Below are 22,256 nucleotides of genomic sequence, written 5' to 3'. Positions count from 1 at the left end.
TCCTCAATCGGTGGTGGGTACAAAGAGCCGGAATTGCTGATCGGACAATTCAATCAGTGTCTGGTTGTAGAGGCGCTCCAGTGCGCTGCAGACCATCATGGTGTCTGTCGTTCCCCAACAGGCCTGGCCGTCTGGATACAGCAACAGCACGTGGCTGCACCAGCGCGCGGCCAGGTTCAGGTCGTGCAGGCACATAAACACGGCCTTGCCTACACGTGCCTGTGAACGCAGCATACGCATCACTCGCACCTGGTGGTGTAGATCCAGATGGTTGGTCGGTTCATCCAGCAGCCAGATGCCGGGATCCTGGGTCATCAGGGTGGCAATCGCAACGCGCTGGCGTTCGCCGCCCGACAGCGTACTCAACAGGCGCGACCCAAGATGGCCCACATCCAGTTCGGACAGCGCAGCCTCGGCGCGGGCGAAGTCCTCGCCCTGCTCGCTCTCCCAGAGCGACAACCAGGGGTGGCGACCGATCAAGGCGGTCTCCAGCACGGTGGCAGGGAAACTTTCCAGGCGATCCTGAAACACCAGTCCCAGCTTTTGGGCCAGCGCCCGGCGATTCATCCGGCCCAGCGACACACCGCCCAGCTCTACCCCACCCTGTCTGGGTGGTTTCAATCCGGCCAGGGTATGCAGCAAGGTGGTTTTACCCGCGCCGTTAGGGCCCAGAACACCCCAGATTTCGCCGGGTGCGACTTGCAGATTCAACGCTGAACCATCTGGCCGGCCCGGAATATCAATAATCAGTTCGCTGGTCGACAGTCCGCTCATCACCGGCTCCGGTATAGCAAAAACAGGAAGGTGGGTACGCCAAGCAGTGCGGTGATCACCCCAACCGGCAGCTGCTCCGGCGCGATTACGGTACGCGCCAGGGTATCGGCCAGCACTAGTAGCGTGCCACCGGCCAAAGCGCTTGCCGGCAGTATCAGCCGTTGATCATTCCCCAGCACCAGGCGCAGCATATGGGGCACGATCAAACCGACAAAACCAATGCTCCCGACCAAGGTTACCGCGGTCGCGGTGAGCAAACTGGCCATCAGATAAATAGCCCACTCCAGCGGCCTTACCGACACGCCCAGAGCCGCCGCTTGCATGGGGCCTCTGGCCAGCACATTCAGGCTACGGGCCAGCGGGGTCAGTGCAATCACCGCCAGCGAGAGCACCAGCAATGCTGGCCAGGGTGTCCGGGCATAAGCCACATCGCCCATCAACCAGTACAACATCCCGGGCAGCTGGTGGGCGGGGGTAATCGCCAGCATCAACGTGATGGCAGCGCCCCAGCCGGCGGCAATCACTACCCCGGTTAGTAACAGTCGCGACGGTGTCCAGCTGCCGGTGCCATGGGCCAGCCCGAAGACCAGCAAGGTCGCGAACAGGGCGCCCGCGAAGGCCGCACCCGAGACCAGCAGCATTCCCGCCCCCAGCAGCATCGCCAGTAAGGCACCGGTGGCCGCGCCCCCGGAAAGCCCCAACACATACGGATCGGCCAGCGGATTGCGTAACAACACCTGCATCAGGGCGCCCGCCATGGCCAGCAGCCCCCCGGCGGCAAACGCAGACAGCGCTCTTGGCAGGCGCAGCTCCAGCACCAGCGTTCGGCTCAACGGCTCGCCCTGCCCGGTCATCACCTGCCACAGTTCCGACGGCGTCACAGCCACACTACCCACGGCCAGAGCAAACACACAGGCCGCCCCCGCGAGCAGCAACAAAACCAGCAAGGCACGCGTCATTAGTCGTTCCTCACCCGGGTCGCCCGGTCAGCGCAAGCGATCACGGGCCAGATCCAGTTTTTCGCACACATTGCGCGCTCCTTCCAATAAGCGAGGCGTCGGCCGCGAAATAGGCGAAGCGGGTATGGTCAAAAGATTGCCATGTGCCACGGCACTGATCGAGGGGAACTGCCGCCATAGATCGAGCTCGGCGGCCCCCCTGTCGCCCGAATCCGAGCTGCCGGTCAGTATCGCCTGTGGGTTGCGGGCCAGGACGTCTTCTGGTCCGATACGCGGTACCAGGCGGTCCATGTCACCAAAGATGTTCTGCCCACCACACATCCGGATCACTTTGCCGATGAGATGGTCGTTGCTGATGGTCATCAGAGGTTGATCCCACACCTGATAAAACACTCGAATAGGCGCACGCGCCTGATACTGTCGGGCCAGTGCAGCTATACCCGTTCGGAACCGGGTGGCCTCGGCCGTCGCGCTGTCGCTGGCACCGGTAAGCGTGCCCAGCCGCTCCAACGCGGTGGCCACGCCCTCAAGGGTACGCGGTTCAATGGCAAACTGCGGTAGACCCAGTTGTTCCAGCAAGGCCACCTGCTCGGCGGGGTTGCCGGATACCCAGGTAATCACGAGGTCTGGATCCAGCTCAACCAGCGTTTCCAGATCGATGCGGGTGTGGTTACCCACTCTCGGCAACTGTTTTGCCGCAGGCGGATAATCGCTGTATTCCACCACGGCCACCACCCGGTCGCCAGCGCCGGCGGCAAATACCAATTCGGCGGCTCCGGGAGACAACGCAACGATTCGCTGGGCCGGCGCGGGCAGGCACAAGCCCTTGCCGTTGTCATCAGTCGCGCAAACCTCCGCGGCCGCCGGGCCGATCAGCGCAAAAAAAAGTATGAAAAAACGAATCAGCATACCGTCTCCGAGCCAGAGTTGGCCCTGAACCTGTCGTCATTGATTGACGGTTTCTTGACCGCCCCGTAAACTCCACCAAAATTTCTATCCGTAGCAGGTGCCTGCCCCAAACGCGCAATGCGCGATCTTTCGGCGGGTGAAACTGGGAAGTTCGGTTAAAATCCGACGCTGCCCCCGCAACGGTAAGCGGTACGAGAGGAATGGCCTCGCGCCAGCCACTGCAGCCCAGCGCTGTGGGAAGGCATCCTACTCTGGCGGGAACGCCAGCCGCAAGCCCGGAGACCGGCCTGCTACCGGCTATCAGTGTTTGTGACGGAGGGTCAGAACACGGAGCGGGCGCACGCGCCTCTTCTCTTTTGGTAGCTGTTCAGGCAACCGGAAAGAAGGACTCTGGTTGCCAGTTTATACAAACGCAGCCGGTATCCAGTTTTTCGATGAAAAAAATCGCCCTTCTCCTCTCTGTCTTCGCCATCGGCTCGGTTCATGCCGAAGAGACTCTGCCTTTTATTGTGGTCGAAAGCCGACCCATGAACGCCGCCACAGATGTCGACCCCAGCCAGGCCACCGGCCCGGTTCGGGTGATCCAACGCACCGAATTTGAGAACCGCACCGCCAATCTGGCCGATGTACTCAGTACCCAGACCGGCGTACAGATTCGCCAGAGTGGCGGCCTGGGCAGCTACTCATCGGTTTCGCTCCGGGGCTCCACCGCGCGCCAGGTACAAGTCGTCGTCGATGGTATGTTGCTGAACGACCCGGTCACCGGCGGCGTCGACATGGGCAAACTGGGGCTGCATGACATCAGCCGGATTCAGGTCTACCCGGGCAGCGCACCCGCTCAGTTTGCCCACGCGGGCATCGGGGGAGTGGTGGTCATGGAAACCCTCGGCAAAGACATTGAGGACACCACGCGCATTAACCTGGGCGGTGGCTCTTTCGATACATACAAGACGGGTGTGTTTAATAGCGGTAGCCGCGAAAATTTTTACTATTGGGTATCGCTGGATCGGCAAAGCAGCAATAACGATTTCGAATACCCCAACAAACGGGCCTGGTTCAACCCCAACGATGGTACCAACACCAAACGCCGAAACGCCGGCTACGAACAACAAGCGGCGAGCACCAAGCTGGGCTGGGAAATCAATGACACCAGCAAACTCGATGCCCTGGTGCAGTACAACGACAATCAACAGCAGGTGCCCAGTATTCAAAACTGGCGAAACAACCGGGCGTTTCTGGACAACCGAACCTTGCGCGCGCAGCTGCATTATCAACAACAAGAATGGCTGGACGGCCGGCTACATTCGAGCCATCGACTGATCTGGGCGGATATCGACGAGCGTTATAACAACCGGGCCGGGCAGGTTGGGCTGGGCACCAGCGACACCAATACCACCACAAGACAACTGGGCATGGTTAACACCCTGACCTGGTTACTTGGCAATCACACACTGTCGGCCACCGCCGATGTCGCCGGGTACGACTACACTCAGACAGATCGCCTGGCGGCAAGACAACCGGATGACCGCGAACGCCACAGGATAGCCGCCGCATTCGCTCACCAGTGGCAAAGCGACGACCGCCTCTGGCGCACACAGGCCACGTATCGCCACTACCGGGTCGACGACGAATCAAGCGAAACCACCGGCTTCGGTGCCGTCGAGCGAACCGACGCATCAGACCGTTACAGCAGCTGGCAACTTGGCCTAAGCCGATACCTCTCCGGCGGTTGGACCCTCTCCCTCGGACTGTCTGAAGAAGTTCGCATTCCCACCCTGCAGGAGCTTTACGGCCAGCAGGGACTGTTCGTCGGCAACGAAAATCTGCAAGCCGAGGAGTCTTTCAACGTTGAAACTTCCGTCAGGCTGGAACGGGGCTGGGGGCACGTTGAGGCAACGGTTTATTTTCGGCAGCTGGATCCCGCCGTTGTCGCCACCTACGATGCCCGCGGTGTTGGCCGTTATACCAACCTGGCCGCTGACATTTACGGCACAGAACTGGATGCCCTGGTGCGATTGCGCCCCTGGTGGGAGCTCTACGGTAGCGCCACCGTGCAGGAATCCGAAAACACTGACTCCGCCATTGCCGACCGTTTCGAGCAGCATCTGCCGGGTATCTATCACCAGAGTTACAGCCTGGGTAGCCGGTGGACCCTGCGTCCGTTCACCCTCGATTTAAATTATCAGATCGACGATGAGCTGTATTACGACTCGGCCAATCTGTTGGAGGCTGATACCCGGAAAATGGCCAATCTGACAGCCAGCTGGGTGAACATCTGGCCCAACCGCTCGGAAAGCGAGCTGTCGCTGGAAGTACGCAACCTCACCGACACTCTTTATCAGGATTTCAACCGCTTCCCCGGCCCCGGCCGAAGCTGGTTTCTGAATCTGACACACGCCTTTTAACCAATCACTGCATCAGGGAGATGTTTCATGGCATCGCTAAAGAAATCGCAACCGGTTAACCGAATCCTGTCAATGGCCAGCCTGTCAATCCCACTGCTGTTGAGCGCGTGCGGGGGCAGCGGGTCAAGCAGCAGCTCCCTCGAACCGACCCCAGGCTTAACGAATGCCGGCGTGGTGGCTGCTGTCAGTTCCGATTTCAGCTCGGGCGGTGTCAACTATGTCAATCTGGATTCTGCCAGCTACGACATTATGGGCCCTTACCACGAGACCGGCTCAGACATCGCAGTGGTCGGAGGACAAGGCTTTCACTACCTGCTGGGGCGCTACAATCTGGATAATATTTCCAAGATCGACATGGCCAACTACGCCCAGAAGACCTGGGATGAGTTCAGTGTAATTCCTGAGGGTGAGCAAAACACCGGCAACCCGTACAACCTGATTACGGTTAACGATCAAAAGGCCTATTTGATCCGTTACAACAGCGACAAAATTTCCATCGTGAACCCGTCAGCACGCAACGAAGCTGAATTTTTCACCGACACCCCGCCTCTGAAACTTTCCGACTATGTGCCTGCCAGCAGCGCCGGCCAGGTACCTCAAATATCGTCCGCCGCTCTGGCAGACAATAAGCTATTCGTGACCCTCCAACGCCTTGATGAAAACTATGAGCCCAACAATACCGGTTACGTGGCGGTGTTCGATGTCTCAACCAATGAAGAAATCGACACCGGCAAAGGCGCTGATGACAATCTGAAAGGCATTCCACTGGAAGGCACCAACCCGGCTGACATTCAGTACCATGAAGGGATCGGGCTGGTAGTCAAGAACCTGGGCACCAACTTCTCCACCTACGGCAATGGCACCAGCGTCGACATTATCGATAGCAACTACAATGTCACTTCCATGATTCAACCAACAGCCGACAAGGGTCAGATCAAAGATCTGGTGATCATCAGCGCAACCGAAGGCTACCTGATCAACCTGACCGACTATCAGAACACTGCGGTACAACGCTTTGACCCGTCTGTTGGCCGTGACAGCTTCAAAACCATCGCGGATCTCTCCAAAGGCGATTTCCGGGATATTGAACTGAGCCCCAAAGGCAACCTCTGGGTTGCAGATGCCAACACGGCATCACCTGGCATCCGGATTCTCCGCCCGTCTGACGATACTCAGATCAAGTTCGTCGATTCACCCCGTGGCCTGCTTCCGAATGACATCGCCTTCGTAACGGAATAAGCAACATTTGCCGGGCAGTCTCCACCAGGCTGCCCGCGATCAACCAACGATAGGCCATTTGAGCATGACACCTCCAAATAGCTGGCAATCCTCTTCCCCCCAACTCGACCTCAGCGCCATGGCGCGAGCCGAAGCCCGCCAGAACACCCTCACCAAACCCCCAGGCTCCCTCGGCCAACTGGAACAGCTGGCCATTACCCTGTGCGGCCAGCAACACACCGATCAGCCCCGGGCAGACCGGGTACACATGGCTATTTTCGCCGGTGATCACGGCGTGTGTGACGAGGGCATTTCCGCCTTTCCGCAGGCGGTCACCGCCCAGATGATAGCCAACTTTGCTGGTGGCGGCGCAGCCATCAGCGTGATGGCCCGGCAGCTTGGCGCAGCCCTGGAGGTGGTGAATCTGGGTACTGTGGGTGACGTGGCCGATGGCCTGCCCGGCGTGATCGATGCCCGAATCCGGCCGTGCACGCGCAACCTTGCGCTGGAACCGGCGATGACGGCAGACGAGGTCGCCGCGGCCCTGCAGGCCGGTGATGCCGCGGCCGAGCGTGCCCACCAGGCCGGTGCTGATCTGTTTATTGCCGGTGATATGGGCATCGGCAACACCACATCCGCCACCGCCATTGCCTGCCAGCTGCTGGGGCAACCACCGGAATTTCTCACCGGCCCGGGCACCGGTTTGAATGCCGATGGCGTGAACCACAAGGCGGCGGTGATCGTCCGATCGCTGGCCCGCCACGGCAACGACACCACGCCACTGGCGGTGCTGGCGTCTCTGGGCGGGCTGGAAGTTGCCGCCATTGCCGGGGCTATTCTGGGCGCGGCCAGCCGGGGTATTCCCGTTCTGGTGGATGGTTTTATCGTTTCGGTGGCTGCTCTGGTGGCCTGCAAACAGCAACCGGAATTGCGGCACTGGCTGCATTTCGCCCATCACTCCGCGGAACCGGGGCATAATGCGATCTTGCAGGCCCTCAACGCCCGGCCCTTGCTGAATCTGGGTATGCGCCTGGGCGAGGGTAGCGGTGCGGCGGTCGCGGTGCCTTTACTGCGGGCTGCCTGTGCCCTGCACAATCAGATGGCCAGCTTTGCCGACGCCGGGGTCAGCGACCAATCCGCTGGCTGAAGGGTAATGAACAGGAGACTTTCAGGATGACCACAACGGTAATCGACCTGATCCGCCACGGCGAGCCCGAAGGCGGCCAGATGTTCCGGGGCAGCAAAGACGACCCGCTGAGCGATCTGGGCTGGCAGCAGATGACGGCTGCAGTGACCGACCGCGATCAATGGGACATCATTATCAGTTCGCCCATGCAACGCTGCCAGCACTTTGCCCGGCAACTGTCGGAACAGCACCGGTTACCGCTGCATCTGGAAGCAGACCTGAGAGAGATCGGATTCGGCGAATGGGAAGGCATGACCGGTGACCAGGTTCGGGCGAGCTACGGCGAAAAGCTCCAGCAATTCTGGGCCGACCCGGTGAACGCCCACCCACCCGGCGGGGAGCCGGTCAGCGACTTTTTTGAGCGGGTTCTGCGCGGGTTTGAACGTTGCCAGCAAACGTTCGATGGCCAACGCGTATTGGTGGTGTGCCATGGCGGCGTCATCCGTATGATTCTGGCCAGTGTTCTGGGCATCCCGCTGGAGAAGTCGTTTACCGGCTTTGCCGTGCCTTATGCCTGCCGAAGCCGGATACAAATCGACCGATCCGAATACGGCGTGTTTCGCAGCCTGATCAGCCACCAGCCTTGAGGGTCAGAGGCAACCCGGCCACCGCCATCACCACCTCATCACAGCGCTCGGCCAGCGCCTGGTTCAGCCAGCCCAGCTCATCGGCAAACCGGCGGGTGAGGGGGTCCATGCCGATGGTACCCAGCCCGACTTCGTTAGTGACGATCACCAGAGACCCCGCATAGCGTTCAACCGCCTCCAGAAACCCCCGTCGCTCCGCCTGAAACCGGGGTTCCTCCGCAAACAGCAGATTACTCAGCCACAGGCTCATGCAATCCACCAGCAACAGCGGCGGCTCTGGCTGCTGGCTGTAACCGGAGAGCACCTGCCCCAGCGCCAGCGGCTCTTCCATCAGTTGCCAATGCCCGGGCCTTTGCCGCTGATGGCGACGAATGCGCTCGGCCATTTCCTCGTCTCCGGCGGTGGCTGTAGCCACGTAGACTACCGCCCCGCCAGCTTGCTGCGCGCGCGCTTCCGCCAGCCCGGTCTTGCCCGACCGTATGCCGCCGGTCACCAGTAACTTATTGACCATAAACCCGTCTCTCTGCGTGATTCCGCCGCCAAGGTACAACAACTGAACCGACACCTGCTATAGTCAGGCTAGTTCCCAGCACACAGGCAAGCGATAACCTGTGAACAATAATCCCGCTCAGATCCTGGAGACCCCATGCAGGCCGAGCTGCTTGATATCCGCAACCATATAACCCAACACTCCCCGTTCGATGAAATGCCCGACGACTTGCTGGAGCGCATTGTTTCCGGCATTGAAATCGCCTATTACCGGGCCGGCACCGACATACTCGAACTGGGCGAGCAGAACACCTGGCTGCATTACGTTCGCAGCGGTGCGGTGGAAATCTTCCGGCGTTCGGGCGAGCTCTACAACCGTCTGGGCGAAGGCGAGATCTATGGTCAGTTCGGGCTGCTGCGGAATCAAAAGGTGCGTTTCCCGGTCAAGGCCATTGAAGACTGCCTGATCTACAAGATTCCTCTGGAGATCTTCCAGCATCTTTGGGAACACGACGAAAACTTCGCCGATTTTGTCGAAATCGAGGACCACAGCCGCTTGCGTTCGGCCATTTCCCGGCAGCAGAAGTCCAACGACCTGATGTCCTCCCGGGTCACCCGCCTGATCAATCGCCGCACGGTCTCCGCCCCCACCACCGTGCGCCTTCAGGAAGCCGCGCGCATCATGACCGACAAAGGCGTTTCCGCTTTGTTGCTGATGGATGAAAGCGGCCCGTCACCCCGGCTCCAGGGCATCATCACCGACCGCGACCTGCGCACCCGGGCGGTCACCAACGCCCTGCCATCGGAAACCCCGGTTAGCGAGATCATGACCGAAGACCTGACCACCATCAGTGTGCGTGCCTTTATATTTGAAGCCATGCTCACCATGCTGCACAACAACGTGCACCACCTGCCGGTGATGGAAGGCCACGAAGTGCGCGGCGTAATCGCGCTGTCCGACATTGTGAAGTATGAAAGCCAGAGCAGCCTGTACCTGGTTAGCAACATCTACCACCAGAACCACGTGAAAGGCCTGAAAAAGATCAGTCGGGAAGTGCGCGACAGCTTTGTGCGAATGGTAAACGAAGACGCCAACTCGCACATGATCGGCAGTGCCATGGCCGGCATTGGCCGCAGTTTCAGCCAGCGGCTGCTGGAACTGGGCGAAGAAAAACTGGGGCCACCGCCGGTGCCCTACTGTTTCATGGCGCTGGGCTCCATGGCCCGGGATGAGCAACTGGTGGTAACCGATCAGGACAACGCGCTGATTCTGGACGACAGTTTCATACCCGAAGAACACGACGAATACTTCCTGGCGCTGGCGAAATTTGTCTCCGATGGCCTGGCCGAGTGCGGTTATACCTACTGCACCGGCGACATCATGGCCACCAACCCGAAATGGCGGCAACCATTGCGTGTCTGGAAAGACTATTTCACCGACTGGATCGATAACCCCAAGGCCGAAGCATTGCTGAACAGCAACATTTTTTTCGATCTCGACGGCATCCACGGGGAAACCGACTTTGCGGAACAACTGAAAACGCTGATTGTCGAAAAAGCCAGCCACAGTCAGCGCTTCCTTACCTTCCTTGCCAGAAATGCCCTGAACCGGACGCCGCCACTGGGGTTCTTCCGGACGTTCGTACTGGAAGAAGACGGCAAGCATCAGAAAACCTTCAACCTGAAGCGCCGGGGTACCGCTCCCGTGTCGGATCTTATCCGGGTACACGCCCTGGCCTGCGGTTCCCGGGCCCAGAACTCCTTTGAACGCCTCCGGGACATCGCCAAGACCCGGCTGATGCTGGATGACGATGCCGGCAACCTGCGTGATGCCCTGGAGTTCATCTCCATTGTTCGTATCCGGCATCAGGCCCTGGCCATTGAGGAAGAACGCGAGCCCGACAACAACGTGCGCCCGGAGGACTTGTCGCCGTTTGAGCGCAGCCATCTGAAAGACGCCTTCCAGATTGTCAGCAACGCCCAGAAATTCCTGCGCTTCCGCTACAACGCGGGAGGAGCCAACCGTAATGTCTAGGGTCATCCGGAGCAACAACCTCTCCCGGGACTGGCCGGAAAACTATCGGCTGAATGCCGGGCAGGCGAAAGATGCCCGTATCCGTGCCTTTTACGAGGCCGGTTGCCCCAGCCCGGACACGCCCATCCGGGAGATACCCTTACTGGCGCTGGACTTCGAAACCACCGGCCTGGACGCAGACCAGCACTCCATTGTCAGTATCGGGCTGGTGCCTTTTACGCTCGACGGCGTTCAGCTTGGCAAGTGCTGGCACCAGGTGGTTCGTCCCAGACTGCCCCTGCACAAAACCTCGGTGACGATCCACGGCATCACCCACAGCGAAATCGAAAACGCACCAGACCTCGAGGAGGTGCTCGACCCACTGTTCCAGCATCTCAACGGCCGGATCCCTGTCGTCCACTACCGCAACATTGAACGGCCCTTTCTGAACGTTGCCTTGCAGTGGCGATTACAGGAGAAACTGTTTTTTCCGGTCATCGACACCATGGCCATTGAGGCTCACCTGCATCCGGACCGCAATCCCAGCCGCTGGCAACAGCTGTTGGGCAAGAAACCCGTGTCTATCCGGCTGGCCGACAGTCGTCTGCGCTATGGTTTGCCCCATTACGCCTCACACAACGCGCTGATTGATGCCATCGCAACGGCGGAACTGTTGCAGGCGCAGATTCTTCACCACTTCAGCCCGGACACACCGGTAGGCAACCTGTGGGTTTGATGCCATGGCCCAAAGCCAGGGCAACCGATAGAATGGCGGCAAATCAGCAAAAGGGAACGCAGTGACCACACCCATCGCCAAAACCACCCCCCTGGACGCTTTCCGACGCGCCCGCCGCCTGTGGCTCAAGGGAGAAAAAATCAGCCTGGCTGCGCTGGCCGATGATCTTCATATTGGCCGCGCCACCCTGTTCCGCTGGGTCGGCAACCGGGATCTGCTGATTGGTGAAATTCTCTGGTCACTGTACGAACCGCTCTACAAGGAAGCCCGGGAGATCACGCCGGGCCACGGTGTCGACTACGTCGTCGGCGTATTCCGGCACATCAACACCACCATCCTGCATTTCTCCCCGCTGCGAAAATTTCTGCATCAGGACCCGGAGTATGCGCTGAAAATGCTGACCTCCTCCCATTCAACGCTGCACGCCCGCACGGTAGAAGTGAACACCCGGCTGCTGAAAGACGAAGTCCGGGCCGGCCATCTGAGCCCGCCCATGAACATCCAGAGCCTGTCTTACTTCATGGTGCGAATTGCCGAATCCTGCCTGTACAGCGACATCATCGGCGGCCGGGAACCGCGGGATGAAGAGCTCGAAGATGCCTGTACCGCCGTGCGCATTTTGCTGGGCGGCAAGGTCGGAGAGCGGACATAAAAAAAACCGGCGCTCTGCTTGCGCAGGCGCCGGTTTTATCAAGCCGGTTAAGGCTCGGGCTTACGCCGTCAGGTTGTACACAAACACAATCGCGACCGCGATCGGCGTGACAAACCGGATCAGGTTGTACCACAGGGTGAAAGCACCACCCTGCAGGGCCAGGTCGCTCTTGAGCGACTCTTTGGCCACAAACCAGCCCACAAACAGCGCGGTCAACAGGCCAGACAACGGCAACATGATGTTGGCAGTGAAGTAGTCGAGCAGGTCGAACAGGGTCTTGCCTTCAAACGCCGCAAACATACCCAGCGGAGTCACATCAGACCAGACGTTCAGGGACAGGATCGACACAATCCCCAGCGCCCAGCACAACACACCCACCAGAATCGAGCTACCGGTGCGCGCCAGGCTGGTTTTTTCCTCAACCCACTCAACCACCGGTTCCAGCAGGGAAATACCGGAAGTCCAGGCCGCAAACAACAACAGCACAAAGAACAGCGTGCCAAACAGGCTGCCCATGGGCATATTACCGAAAGCCAGGGGCAGAGTCTGGAAAATCAGGCCCGGGCCTGCGCCCGCTTCCAGGCCGTTGGCAAAGACCACCGGAAAGATCGCCAGGCCTGCAAGCAGGGCGACAACGGTGTCCATAATCGCCACACTGACGGCGGTGCGGCCGATGGAGACATCGCGCCCCAGATAGGAGCCATACGCCATCATGATGGCCATACCCAGGCTCAGGGTGAAGAACGCGTGACCCAGCGCCACCAGCACGCCTTTCACCGTCAACGCCTCAAAGTTGGGGGTAAACAGGAAGCTGACTGCCTCGCCGAAATGGCCGGTGGTGGTGGCATACCCCACCACCAACAACAGCAGCAGGAACAGAGCCGGCATCAGAATGGTAACGGCGCGCTCAAGACCACCTTTCAGGCCCCGGGAAACCACCAGCACCACCAACGCCATAAACAGAGTGTGCCAGGCCAGCAGCTGGATCGGGCTGGCCAGCAGGCCACCGAACAGCTCACCCACAGACTCCGCAGTACCGCCGGTAAAGTCTCCCATCGCCGCGTGGCCAATGTAGGAAGCGGCCCAACCGCCAATCACGGAATAGAACGACAGAATAATAAAGGCGGCCAACATACCCACGATGGCCGAAACACGCCAGACCGGCGAAGCCAGGTTGCGTTCGGCCACCAGACGGAAACTGGTAATCGGGTTATGGCGGCCATTCCGGCCGATAAACACCTCGGCCATCATGATGGGAATACCGATGATGGCGATACAGAGCAGATACACCAGAACGAAGGCACCGCCACCGTTCTCGCCGGTAACGTACGGGAACTTCCAGACGTTACCCAGGCCTACGGCAGAGCCGGTAGCCGCCAGAATGAACGCGAGCTTGGAAGACCAGAGTCCGCGCGCGCCGTTGCCGCTGTCTGCTGCGGAGTTGGACTGTGTCATGTGTTTGCTTCCTGTGCTTTTGGCTGAGGAAAATACGAATTGTTAGATGGCCTTGCACAGTGTGCAGGCTATTGGAGCGGAATTCTGCCAGCACTGGCGACACGATGCCAGTGCTGAGGGGCAGGCGACAGTCAAATACCTGCGGTTAAACCGGGAGCTCTGCTATCAGTCAGTGGGATTTCCCGGAAAACCGGACAATCAGATCCTTCAGGCCCCGGGCCATTTTGCTCAGATTGTCACTGCTCTGCTTGGCAGCTTCAGCCTGCTCGTCACTCTGGTCTGCCAGGCTCGCAATGTTGACGACCTGGCGGTTAATTTCGTCAGACACCTGCCCCTGCTCTTCAAAGGCCGCGGACATGGTGATGAAACTCTCCGAAATACCATCAACCGAACGGACAATGTCATTCAGCGCTTCGGTTGCCTCGTGCACCTGATCCAGGCTCGTGCCGGCAATAGCTTCGCCGGTGGCGACGGCATTAACGGTGTCCTCCACCTGGGCGCGAAACTCTTCAATGACCTCGTGAATGCGCACCGTGGACTGCCGCGTTCGCTGGGCCAGCGAGCGCACCTCATCGGCCACCACGGCAAAACCCCGGCCCTGCTCACCGGCCCTGGCCGCTTCAATGGCGGCGTTCAGAGCCAGCAGGTTGGTCTGATCGGCAATGCCGCTGATCAGGTCGGCCGCCTCACCAATGGTGCGGGTCGATTCGCCCAGGCGCCCCACAGACTCGCCGATGCCGTGAACCTGTTTGACCAGCTGTTCAATGGCCGCCAACGCCTCACCACTGCGCTGACTACCCTCATGGGCCTGACGGTTCGCCTGTTCCGCCGCCTGGGCATTATGGTTGACGGTTTCGACCACTTCCTGGATCGAGACCGTCATTTCATTAATCGCCGAAGCGGTCTGGTCCGTTTCCGCACGCTGGCGGGCGATGGCCAAGGCACCCTCGGAGATATAACCGTGCGAGGTCGTCGCCTGATCCAGCAATTGCTCCGCCTGGTCATCAATCCTCGCCAACGCGGTGCGAATACGCGCCTCCTCACTGATCAACAGCAGAGCCAGGCGTGACATCAGGCCACGCTCGTCGCTGTAGGTTCGGGCAACGACCGGGTCCTGGAAGGCGTCCGGCCGCAGTGCCAACAGAGCATGAAGGCGCTTGGAGAGCGAGGCAAACACCAGGCCGAATCCCAGCACGTGGCCGGCCACCACCAGCCCTATGGCCAGGGCCGGGGCATCAAGAGCCAACGCGCCCAGGCTCAGTGCCAGCGATAACCCAAAAGGCCAGCCCGAACGCGCCATCGACAACACTTTATTACGCCATCCCGAGGTCAGCCGGCTGTCGGTAATCTTTTTGTACAGGCGCTCCGCCCGGGCGATCTGCTCCCGGGTGGCCGCCACCCGAACCGATTCGTAGCCCACCATCTGCCCGTCGTCCCAGATCGGCGTCACATAGGCGCTGACCCAGTAATGATCTCCGGATTTGGAGCGGTTCTTGACCACGCCCATCCAGGCCTTGCCGGCCTTCAGATACGCCCACATATCAGCAAACACGGCTGAGGGCATATCCGGATGGCGGATGATGTTGTGGGCCTGGCCAATCAGTTCTTCACGGGTGAATCCACTGATGGTAACGAAATCATCGTCGCAGTAGGTGATCACCCCTTTGGGCGAGGTGGTGCTGATCAACCGCATACCGTCGGGGATGTGGATCTCGCGTTGGGTAACAGGCAGGTTCTTGCGCATCAGGAGAGCGTTTTATCCGTAGGCTTCGGGATTTTGGGGCGCTAGAGTCTAGTTATAGATAAAGATCAAGGAAACAGCCAATGCGTTACCGTATGACGCTTCGTGTAACGACTGCTGGCTCTGGCGTTTTAACGGCAGCGCGCTTTTACGAGGCCGCCGCCAGCCGCGCCCTCGGGTGATAGCGGGCATTTAGCCATAAAGAGAAGCCAATCACCGCACCGCCGATAGCCAGGCGCAGCAGGTCCGCGTCGCGGTTCCAGATGAGCAGATTGACCAGCAAGCCCGCCGGCACCAGGGCATTGTTCATCACCGCCAGGGTACCTGCATCAACCTCACAAGCCCCCCGGTTCCACAGATACAGTCCCAGCCCCGAGGCCGCCAGGCCGAGCCAGCCGAGGATTCCCCATTGCAAAGGCGTTGCCGGAAGCTTCTCCGGATTGCCGAAAATCAGGAATGAGGGCAGCGCAATCACCAATGCCCCGAGGAAGAAGTAGCCAAAAGTGCGGTAACCCGGCAGCGCCAGGGTGTAGCGCTGCATCACGTGCTTGTAACCGACCTGGCCGGCAGCAAAGGTGAAGTTCGCCACCTGCAGCAGCAGGAACCCGATCATGAAATCTTCGCTCAGTCCATCGTACCGGATAACGCCGGCGCCCAGCGTCGCGATGGCCGCCGCAAGCAAGGCAACCGGCGAGAAACGGCGAGCCAGGGCGTCGTCTACCAGGGTCACATACAAAGGCGTGAAAATCGTAAACAGCAGAACTTCCGGCACCGTGAGGTAACTGAAGGAGCGGTAAAGGCACAGATAGGTAATGCCGAATTGCAGCATACCGGTTACCAATATCCCCAGGCGCATCCCCGAAGGCACTCCACGCCAGCGAGTGAAGGGCAGAAACACCACCGCAGCCAGCAACACCCGGCTCAACACCGCAAAATCGCTGTCTACGCGGCCGGCCAGAAACTCCCCGATCAGGCTGAACGAGAATGCCCAGAGCACGGTAACCAGAACCAGTAAAGCCATTGCGCCACCCCTGTTATTGAACGGCGCCCACTGTAATGCTTTCCAGACTCTTTTGCAGCGCTACGAACGGGGAACTCCCTATAAACCGGACCCTGCCGGGTAGGGTATGATTGCCGGTTCGCCATTCTCCACGTTACGCAGGATAATCCATACGCCATGGATGAGACTCATCAGCCTTTACCCGAAGTCCGCCAGCCTCTGATTCAGCGTACGCTGGTGGAATGGAAAACCCTGGCGGTGCTGGGCGGCCCGATTCTGGTGGCCCAGGTCGCACAGATGGCCAACGGCGTTATCGACACGGTGATGGCCGGTCATGCCAGTGCAGAGGATCTTGCGGCGGTGGGCATCGGCAGCAGCTTGTGGATGCCGCTGTTCCTGTTTTTCATGGGAATGCTTGGCGCGCTTCAACCCATCATTTCCGGCTACAACGGCGCCCGCACCCATCAGAAAATCATGCCTGCGACCTGGCAGGGCATTTACCTTGCCGCTGCAGGCACCGTGATCATGGCGCTGCTGCTGACCAACGTACACCCTGTGCTGGCGCAACTGAAGCTCGACCCGCATACCGCCGGGATCACCCAGGGCTACCTTAACGCCTTTGCCTGGGGCATTCCGGCGCTTTTGCTGATCAACGCCCTCCGGGGCCTGACCGATGGGCTTGGCCATACCCGGGTGATCATGGCGTTCTCGGTGCTCAGCACGCTCATCAACCTGCCCCTGAACTACATCTTCATCTACGGCAAACTCGGGCTGCCCGCCATGGGTGGCGTGGGGTGTGGCTGGGCGACGTCTATTTCCAACGGCGTGGCGGCCCTGGCGATGCTGGTGTATCTGAACCGGAGCAGAACCTTCCGGCAATTCCATCTGATGGCCGATTGGGTGAAACCGAACTGGCAGGGTATGCGCTACATTCTGCGTATCGGCGTGCCCATTGGTTTCACCATCTTTGTGGAAGCCAGTATGTTTTCCGTGATCGCCCTGTTCCTTGCGCCGTTGGGGCCGGTGGTCGTGGCCGGGCATCAGATAGCGCTGAACGTGGTCTCTTTGCTGTTCATGCTGCCGCTGAGTATCGGCATGGCCCTGACCTTGCGCGTCAGCTTTCTGGTGGGCGCCCGGGCGCCGGATTCTGCACGTTTGATCTCCCGCAGTTCGCTGATTCTTGCCTCAGCGGTTGCCCTGCTGTTCGCCAGCTTGTTGTTTGTCTTCTCGGCAGCGATCGCCAGCCTCTACTCCAGCGACCCGGAGGTGCAGGCCGTCACCATTCGCCTGCTCACATTTGCGGCCATGTTCCAGATTGCCGACGTGATCCAGGTCACCTGCATCAGCGCTCTACGCGGCTATAAAGACACCCGCATCCCCATGTTTATCATGCTGTTTTCATTCTGGGGCATTGGCTTGCCACTGGGCTATGTGCTGGCTTTTACGGGCTGGCTATGGCCAACTCTGGGCGCCGCCGGCTTCTGGGTGGGACTGACGGCCGGGCTCACCTCCGCCAGCCTGCTGTTAGGATGGCGCCTGTTTCGCTATCAGCCTGAGCCGCCGATGGATGCGGCAACGGTGGCCAGCACACACGGCTAATCCAGTTCCTCGGCGTAGACAATGCGGTCTCGCCCGGTTTCCTTGGCGGTGTACAGTGCGTTGTCAGCCCGGGCCAGCCAGCCCTCCACGCTCTCGCCATGGCCCAGCAGGGCCACACCAAACGAGGCGGTTACCGGGCCACCCGGGTACTTCAGGTACTTGCGCAGCACCTGCTGCAGGTTGTTCATAACCGCCCGCAGATTAACGCCGTCAACACCGGGCAACAGCAACACAAATTCCTCACCGCCGTACCGGAACAACTGGTCGGAACGGCGGGTATTGCTCTCCAGCAGCGCCACCAGTTCGGTCAGCACCGTGTCGCCCAGGCCGTGACCGTATTCGTCATTGATACTCTTGAAGTGATCGATATCCAGAAGCACCAGGGCATAGGGCAGGCCGGAGCGCTCGGCATTAGCCGCTGCGACATCCAGCTCCTCGTCCATGGACCGGCGGTTTTTTACGCCGGTGAGCGGGTCGATAGTGGCCAGTTGTTCCAGCCGGCGCCGCTGGCTGCGGTTACGATGGGCAAAGACGTAAGCACAGGCGCTCACCACCACCGCAGTGGAAGCAAAGGACCACATCTGCTCCTGGCTGCTGAATGCCAGGCCAATCACCATCATCAGCGTTATGGCCGACAAGTTAATGATGACCGCGTATCTCGGGCCCACCAGAAAGAAGGAGGTCACCAGGCAGGGATACAGCCAGAACAATCCCGGGTCGCCAACAATGGTGCCCACAATCACAGCACCGTATGCGGAAATGACGGCCATCAACACGCCGGCGCGGTGGGTATCGCCGGTTATCCAGGCATAAGCCATGGCTCCGCCAAGGCTGGCGAGAATCGTCGCGTCCACTGTGCCCGCCAGAACATTGCCTTGCATAAACCGGAGAACGGCAAACGGCGTAACGCCCAGAAACCCGCTGATTCCCAGCAAGGTAATGATGGATAAACGAAAATCGTTTTTCAGGCGATACAACATGAGGTATGAGGTCCGGCGTCCGGCAAAAGTCTTATTTCGTATCCAAGAATAGCGCACGCTTTTCAAACGGTCGTTCCAAAGCAACGATTCTTAACAAATCTACCACCAAAAGCGACAGGCTGTGATCTTGCTCACACTTGCCCTTGCTCTAATATTCCAACTCAATCCACTTTATAATCAGCTCTAAGACAACTATCAGCTCGGAACCCATTTGCCGGCCATCCCTCCAGATGACGGAAACACCAACAGGAAGATCGTGTCCAATTCATTGATCAGAATCGCCCCCGGAGCCCTCACCATCGGCAAACCCCTTCCCTGGGATGTCTTCGACGCCGAGGGCAATGTCCTGCTGCGCCAGGGTTATGTGATTCAGACCAATAGCCAACTCGAGCAGTTGTTCGAGCGCGGGCGGTTCAAACCGCGCAAGATTGAGCCGCGGAAAAAGGAAACTTTTGAGGATCTTCGCCAGCGAAACCCGTTCGCCGATTACGGCGACCTGCTGACCACGCTGGAAACCACGATCAACGCCATTACCTCGGAAGATCCCACCGCCCAGAAACGGCTGATGGGGCTTTGCCGGATGTTGGAGAAAACCTGCCAGGAAGCGCCCGATGCCAGCCTGGCTCTGGTGCACCTGTATTCGATCAGCCCAACCATTCATGAACAAATTCTGTTTTACGGCATTCTGTGCCATTTCATTGCCCACCGGTTTGGCCTCGACGAGAAGCGCGCTACGGTGCTGACTGCCGCCGCACTGACGGCAAATCTGGCTCTGGTTCCGGTGGCCGACCAGCTCAATGCCTCCAACAAGGTGCTAACGAGTGATCAACGGGCTGTCATTCGCAAGCATCCCGAGCGCAGCATAGACGCACTGCAATCTGCCGGAATCGACAACAAACTGCTGTTACGCATCATCTCCCAGCACCACGAACAGGCCGATGGTTCGGGGTATCCGAATGGCCTCAGCGGCGGCGATATCCTGCCGGAAGCCGAAATCCTGGCTCTGTCCGAGCGTTACATTGCCATGATCACCAAGCGGGCGTATCGCGACAGAATGAATATTGTCGAGGCTCGTAAACTGATTGCCACCCTGGCGGATGGCAAGTACCGACCCGCCATTCCGCGCGCCTTGTTACAGGTGCTGGGTGAGTATCCGCCGGGTATGCTGGTGCGGCTTGTAAACAACGAAGTGGGCGTGGTCACCCGCCGCCCCGTGCATGCGCGGGGGCCTTTCGTTCAAGCCATTTTCAATCCCCGGGGCGGACGGTACAGCGGCACCTTTGAACGAGACACCAGCCTGCTGGAATACAACGTGCGTGAACCGGAAGAGCCTGAAATAATGCCGTCCATGGACTTCAGTATGCTCTGGGGCAATCGTTCCTGAATTGGATCAGTCCCCGGCGCCGGCGTAACTCGGCCGCTCAATACTGAAACCGACTTTGGCAAACTCCGCCAGGATGGCCGTTCGCGTGACCAGGCCCACCAGCTTGCCATGATCAACCACCGGATACACTTTCGGTTTACCGGCCCCGAGATTCTGGGCCAGGTCGACAACCGACATTCCCGGCGCAACCGTCAATGGCTGCCGGAACATCACATCGTCGACAATGGGCTCGCCCTCATGATGGTAGTTACTGACCAGTAACGAGTGAATACAGTCCTGCTCCGAGACAAATCCAAGGACATGGCGACGATCATCCACGACCGGCAAACCGGTGACATGATTGGCCAGGAGCGCTTTTACCACCTGGGTCAGCGGGGTACCACAGCGAATCGGCTCGATGTGATTCGACATCACTTCGGATACTTTCAGTGAACGCATCAATAACTTCCTCACAGACAGAAGACCGGTGCCCGGGCGGGCACTTCCTGACTCTAAACATAGGCAAAAGACGCGCAAATGAAAAACCGGCTTGATGAAAACGGTTTACATCGAATAATTGTCGACTAAACTCAACGGGTTATGCCCTTTACGGGCTCCTTCATTCTGATTCATCCGTGCTTTACAGTGGGAGCACCCATGGAAGTCATCTCCAATTTTATTAGTGAAATCAATGGTCTGGTATGGGGTCCCCCTATGCTGGTGATGATACTGGGCGTCGGCCTGTTTCTGAGTATTGGCCTCAAATTGATGCCGATCATGAAGCTGGGCGCCGGATTCCGGCTGATGTGGAGCGGGCGCGCCCGCGGCGATGACGATGACGGCGACATTCCGCCGTTCCAGGCCCTGATGACCGCGCTTTCGGCGACCGTGGGCACGGGCAACATCGCCGGTGTTGCCACTGCCGTCTTCCTTGGGGGCCCCGGTGCCCTGTTCTGGATGTGGCTGACCGCCCTGGTGGGCATGGCCACCAAATACTCCGAGGCCGTTCTGGCGGTGCGGTTCCGGGAAGTGGACGAACGCGGTAGCCACGTAGGCGGCCCCATGTACTACATCCGCAACGGCCTGGGCAGCAAATGGGCGTGGCTGGGTATTCTGTTTGCGGTGTTCGCATCCGTGGCCGCCTTTGGTATTGGCAACACCGTGCAGGCCAACTCGGTGGCCGACGTACTGGAAACCAACTTTGGCCTGCCGCACTGGGTTACCGGTGTCATCCTGATGGTTCTGGTGGGTATGGTACTGATCGGCGGTATCAAACGTATCGGCCAGGTCGCCAGTGCGCTGGTGCCGTTTATGGCGGTATCCTACGTACTGATCGGCCTGATCCTGCTGGCCATCAATGCTCACGAGATTCCAGACGCCATCAGCATGGTGTTCAGCTATGCCTTCAGTCCGGCCGCCGCTGAAGGCGGATTTGCCGGTGCCGCGGTGTGGGCGGCCATCCGCTTCGGCGTTGCACGGGGCATTTTCTCCAACGAAGCCGGCCTGGGTTCTGCGCCCATTGCACACGCATCGGCCCAGACCAAGAACCCGGTGAAACAGGGCATGGTGGCCATGCTCGGAACCTTTATCGATACCATCATCGTGTGTTCTATTACCGGCCTGGTGATCATCACATCCGGCGCCTGGACCTCCGGTGAGACCGGGGCCGCCCTCACGTCGCTGGCGTTCGAAACCGGGCTGCCCGGCTTCGGCAACTATGTGGTGGCGATTGCCCTGGCGGTTTTCGCCTTCACCACCATCATTGGCTGGTCGTTCTATGGCGAGCGCTGCATTGAATTCCTGTTCGGCGTCAAAGCCATTCTGCCGTACCGGATTGTGTGGATTATTGCTATTCCGGTGGGCGCCACCATCAATCTGGGCTTTGTCTGGTTGGTGGCCGATACCCTGAATGCCATGATGGCGCTGCCTAACCTCATCGCCCTGCTGTTACTCAGCCCTGTGGTGTTCAAACTGACCCGGGAATACTTCGACAAGCAAAAAGCGCTGGGGGTGGAATAAGCCGGAGCCGGCCCTCCGGTATGGGCACGGCGGATAAGGCCGTGAGTCAAACGTTGGATGCGCCAGATCAAGCCCCCTTGTAACCGGCGCATCCACCTCCATGTTTATTGGTATACACTGATCAAACAATAACGGCGAACAGCGCCGGCACTTTGTTTTATTGCCAACAA

At 59.3% G+C, this 22,256-nt stretch carries 19 protein-coding genes and 1 riboswitch; of the genes, 10 read left to right on the top strand and 9 right to left on the bottom strand.

Going from position 1 to position 22,256, the window contains the following annotated elements:
• Positions 1-3: 3 nt before the first annotated feature.
• Genes ACP2AU_RS04965 through ACP2AU_RS04955 form a run of 3 tightly spaced genes read right to left on the bottom strand, consistent with a single transcriptional unit; the run spans position 4 to position 2,642 of the window.
• Positions 4-774 carry an ABC transporter ATP-binding protein gene (locus ACP2AU_RS04965; protein ID WP_426374991.1) on the bottom strand — a complete coding sequence of 257 codons (771 nt, stop codon included), beginning with the start codon at positions 772-774 and terminating at the stop codon, positions 4-6.
• Positions 774-1,733, bottom strand: a complete 960-nt coding sequence (locus tag ACP2AU_RS04960; protein WP_426374990.1) for a FecCD family ABC transporter permease — start codon at positions 1,731-1,733, stop codon at positions 774-776. Before ACP2AU_RS04960 ends, ACP2AU_RS04965 begins: the two co-directional genes overlap by 1 nt.
• Positions 1,734-1,760: 27 nt before the next feature.
• Positions 1,761-2,642: a cobalamin-binding protein gene (locus ACP2AU_RS04955; protein WP_426374989.1), complete on the bottom strand. Its 882-nt coding sequence runs from the start codon at positions 2,640-2,642 to the stop codon at positions 1,761-1,763.
• 78 nt (positions 2,643-2,720) lie between these two features.
• Positions 2,721-2,947: riboswitch (cobalamin riboswitch) on the top strand.
• 129 nt (positions 2,948-3,076) lie between these two features.
• Here ACP2AU_RS04955 and ACP2AU_RS04950 point away from each other — a divergent pair.
• From ACP2AU_RS04950 to ACP2AU_RS04935, 4 genes are all read left to right on the top strand, one after another.
• Positions 3,077-5,047 carry a TonB-dependent receptor gene (locus ACP2AU_RS04950; RefSeq protein WP_426374988.1) on the top strand — a complete coding sequence of 657 codons (1,971 nt, stop codon included), beginning with the start codon at positions 3,077-3,079 and terminating at the stop codon, positions 5,045-5,047.
• 174 nt (positions 5,048-5,221) lie between these two features.
• A complete protein-coding gene (locus tag ACP2AU_RS04945; RefSeq protein WP_426374987.1) occupies positions 5,222-6,286 on the top strand; it encodes a hypothetical protein in 1,065 nt (354 codons plus the stop codon).
• A gap of 64 nt (positions 6,287-6,350) precedes the next feature.
• Complete coding sequence (gene cobT / locus ACP2AU_RS04940; RefSeq protein WP_426374986.1) at positions 6,351-7,412, top strand: nicotinate-nucleotide--dimethylbenzimidazole phosphoribosyltransferase; 1,062 nt, start codon at positions 6,351-6,353, stop codon at positions 7,410-7,412.
• A 26-nt stretch (positions 7,413-7,438) separates the two neighbouring features.
• Entirely contained in the window at positions 7,439-8,038 is a 600-nt protein-coding gene (locus ACP2AU_RS04935; RefSeq protein ID WP_426374985.1) for a histidine phosphatase family protein, read from the top strand.
• Here ACP2AU_RS04935 and cobU read toward each other — a convergent pair.
• The gene (cobU, locus tag ACP2AU_RS04930; RefSeq protein WP_426374984.1) at positions 8,022-8,549 is read right to left on the bottom strand and encodes a bifunctional adenosylcobinamide kinase/adenosylcobinamide-phosphate guanylyltransferase; all 528 of its coding nucleotides are present in this window, start codon (positions 8,547-8,549) and stop codon (positions 8,022-8,024) included. The two genes, ACP2AU_RS04935 and cobU, sit on opposite strands and share 17 nt — an antisense overlap.
• A gap of 135 nt (positions 8,550-8,684) precedes the next feature.
• Here cobU and ACP2AU_RS04925 point away from each other — a divergent pair, with 135 nt between their 5' ends.
• The 3 genes from ACP2AU_RS04925 to ACP2AU_RS04915 all read left to right on the top strand — a co-directional run bounded on the left by ACP2AU_RS04925 (position 8,685) and on the right by ACP2AU_RS04915 (position 11,929).
• Entirely contained in the window at positions 8,685-10,562 is a 1,878-nt protein-coding gene (locus ACP2AU_RS04925) for a putative nucleotidyltransferase substrate binding domain-containing protein (protein WP_426374982.1), read from the top strand.
• Complete coding sequence (locus tag ACP2AU_RS04920; RefSeq protein WP_426374981.1) at positions 10,555-11,277, top strand: 3'-5' exonuclease; 723 nt, start codon at positions 10,555-10,557, stop codon at positions 11,275-11,277. Before ACP2AU_RS04925 ends, ACP2AU_RS04920 begins: the two co-directional genes overlap by 8 nt.
• 61 nt (positions 11,278-11,338) lie before the next feature.
• Positions 11,339-11,929 carry a QsdR family transcriptional regulator gene (locus tag ACP2AU_RS04915; protein WP_426374979.1) on the top strand — a complete coding sequence of 197 codons (591 nt, stop codon included), beginning with the start codon at positions 11,339-11,341 and terminating at the stop codon, positions 11,927-11,929.
• A 60-nt stretch (positions 11,930-11,989) separates the two neighbouring features.
• Here the strand turns inward: ACP2AU_RS04915 and ACP2AU_RS04910 are convergent, their stop codons facing one another.
• The 3 genes from ACP2AU_RS04910 to ACP2AU_RS04900 form a co-directional block, all read right to left on the bottom strand.
• The gene (locus ACP2AU_RS04910; RefSeq protein ID WP_426374978.1) at positions 11,990-13,384 is read right to left on the bottom strand and encodes a sodium-dependent transporter; all 1,395 of its coding nucleotides are present in this window, start codon (positions 13,382-13,384) and stop codon (positions 11,990-11,992) included.
• 169 nt (positions 13,385-13,553) lie between these two features.
• Positions 13,554-15,128, bottom strand: coding sequence for a methyl-accepting chemotaxis protein (locus tag ACP2AU_RS04905; RefSeq protein ID WP_426374977.1), 1,575 nt, complete (start codon positions 15,126-15,128; stop codon positions 13,554-13,556).
• A 145-nt stretch (positions 15,129-15,273) separates the two neighbouring features.
• Positions 15,274-16,146, bottom strand: a complete 873-nt coding sequence (locus tag ACP2AU_RS04900; protein ID WP_426374976.1) for an EamA family transporter — start codon at positions 16,144-16,146, stop codon at positions 15,274-15,276.
• 156 nt (positions 16,147-16,302) lie between these two features.
• Between ACP2AU_RS04900 and ACP2AU_RS04895 the strand changes: the two genes are divergently transcribed.
• Positions 16,303-17,724: an MATE family efflux transporter gene (locus ACP2AU_RS04895; RefSeq protein ID WP_426374975.1), complete on the top strand. Its 1,422-nt coding sequence runs from the start codon at positions 16,303-16,305 to the stop codon at positions 17,722-17,724.
• Here ACP2AU_RS04895 and ACP2AU_RS04890 read toward each other — a convergent pair.
• Positions 17,721-18,704, bottom strand: a complete 984-nt coding sequence (locus tag ACP2AU_RS04890) for a GGDEF domain-containing protein (protein WP_426374974.1) — start codon at positions 18,702-18,704, stop codon at positions 17,721-17,723. The two genes, ACP2AU_RS04895 and ACP2AU_RS04890, sit on opposite strands and share 4 nt — an antisense overlap.
• 256 nt (positions 18,705-18,960) lie before the next feature.
• On the opposite strand from ACP2AU_RS04890, the gene ACP2AU_RS04885 reads away from it, so the two are divergent.
• Positions 18,961-20,088: an HD-GYP domain-containing protein gene (locus tag ACP2AU_RS04885; protein WP_426374973.1), complete on the top strand. Its 1,128-nt coding sequence runs from the start codon at positions 18,961-18,963 to the stop codon at positions 20,086-20,088.
• A 6-nt stretch (positions 20,089-20,094) separates the two neighbouring features.
• Here the strand turns inward: ACP2AU_RS04885 and ACP2AU_RS04880 are convergent, their stop codons facing one another.
• On the bottom strand, positions 20,095-20,526 hold the full coding sequence (locus tag ACP2AU_RS04880) for a CBS domain-containing protein (protein WP_426374972.1): 432 nt from the start codon (positions 20,524-20,526) through the stop codon (positions 20,095-20,097).
• A 198-nt stretch (positions 20,527-20,724) separates the two neighbouring features.
• On the opposite strand from ACP2AU_RS04880, the gene ACP2AU_RS04875 reads away from it, so the two are divergent.
• Positions 20,725-22,086 (top strand): alanine/glycine:cation symporter family protein, encoded by a 1,362-nt coding sequence (locus ACP2AU_RS04875; protein ID WP_426374971.1) that lies wholly within the window; start codon positions 20,725-20,727, stop codon positions 22,084-22,086.
• The last annotated feature ends 170 nt before the right edge of the window (positions 22,087-22,256 follow it).

The organism is Marinobacter sp. VGCF2001 (genome assembly GCF_049943275.1).
Lineage (GTDB): Bacteria > Pseudomonadota > Gammaproteobacteria > Pseudomonadales > Oleiphilaceae > Marinobacter.
This window is presented reverse-complemented; position numbering and strand designations above follow the sequence as displayed.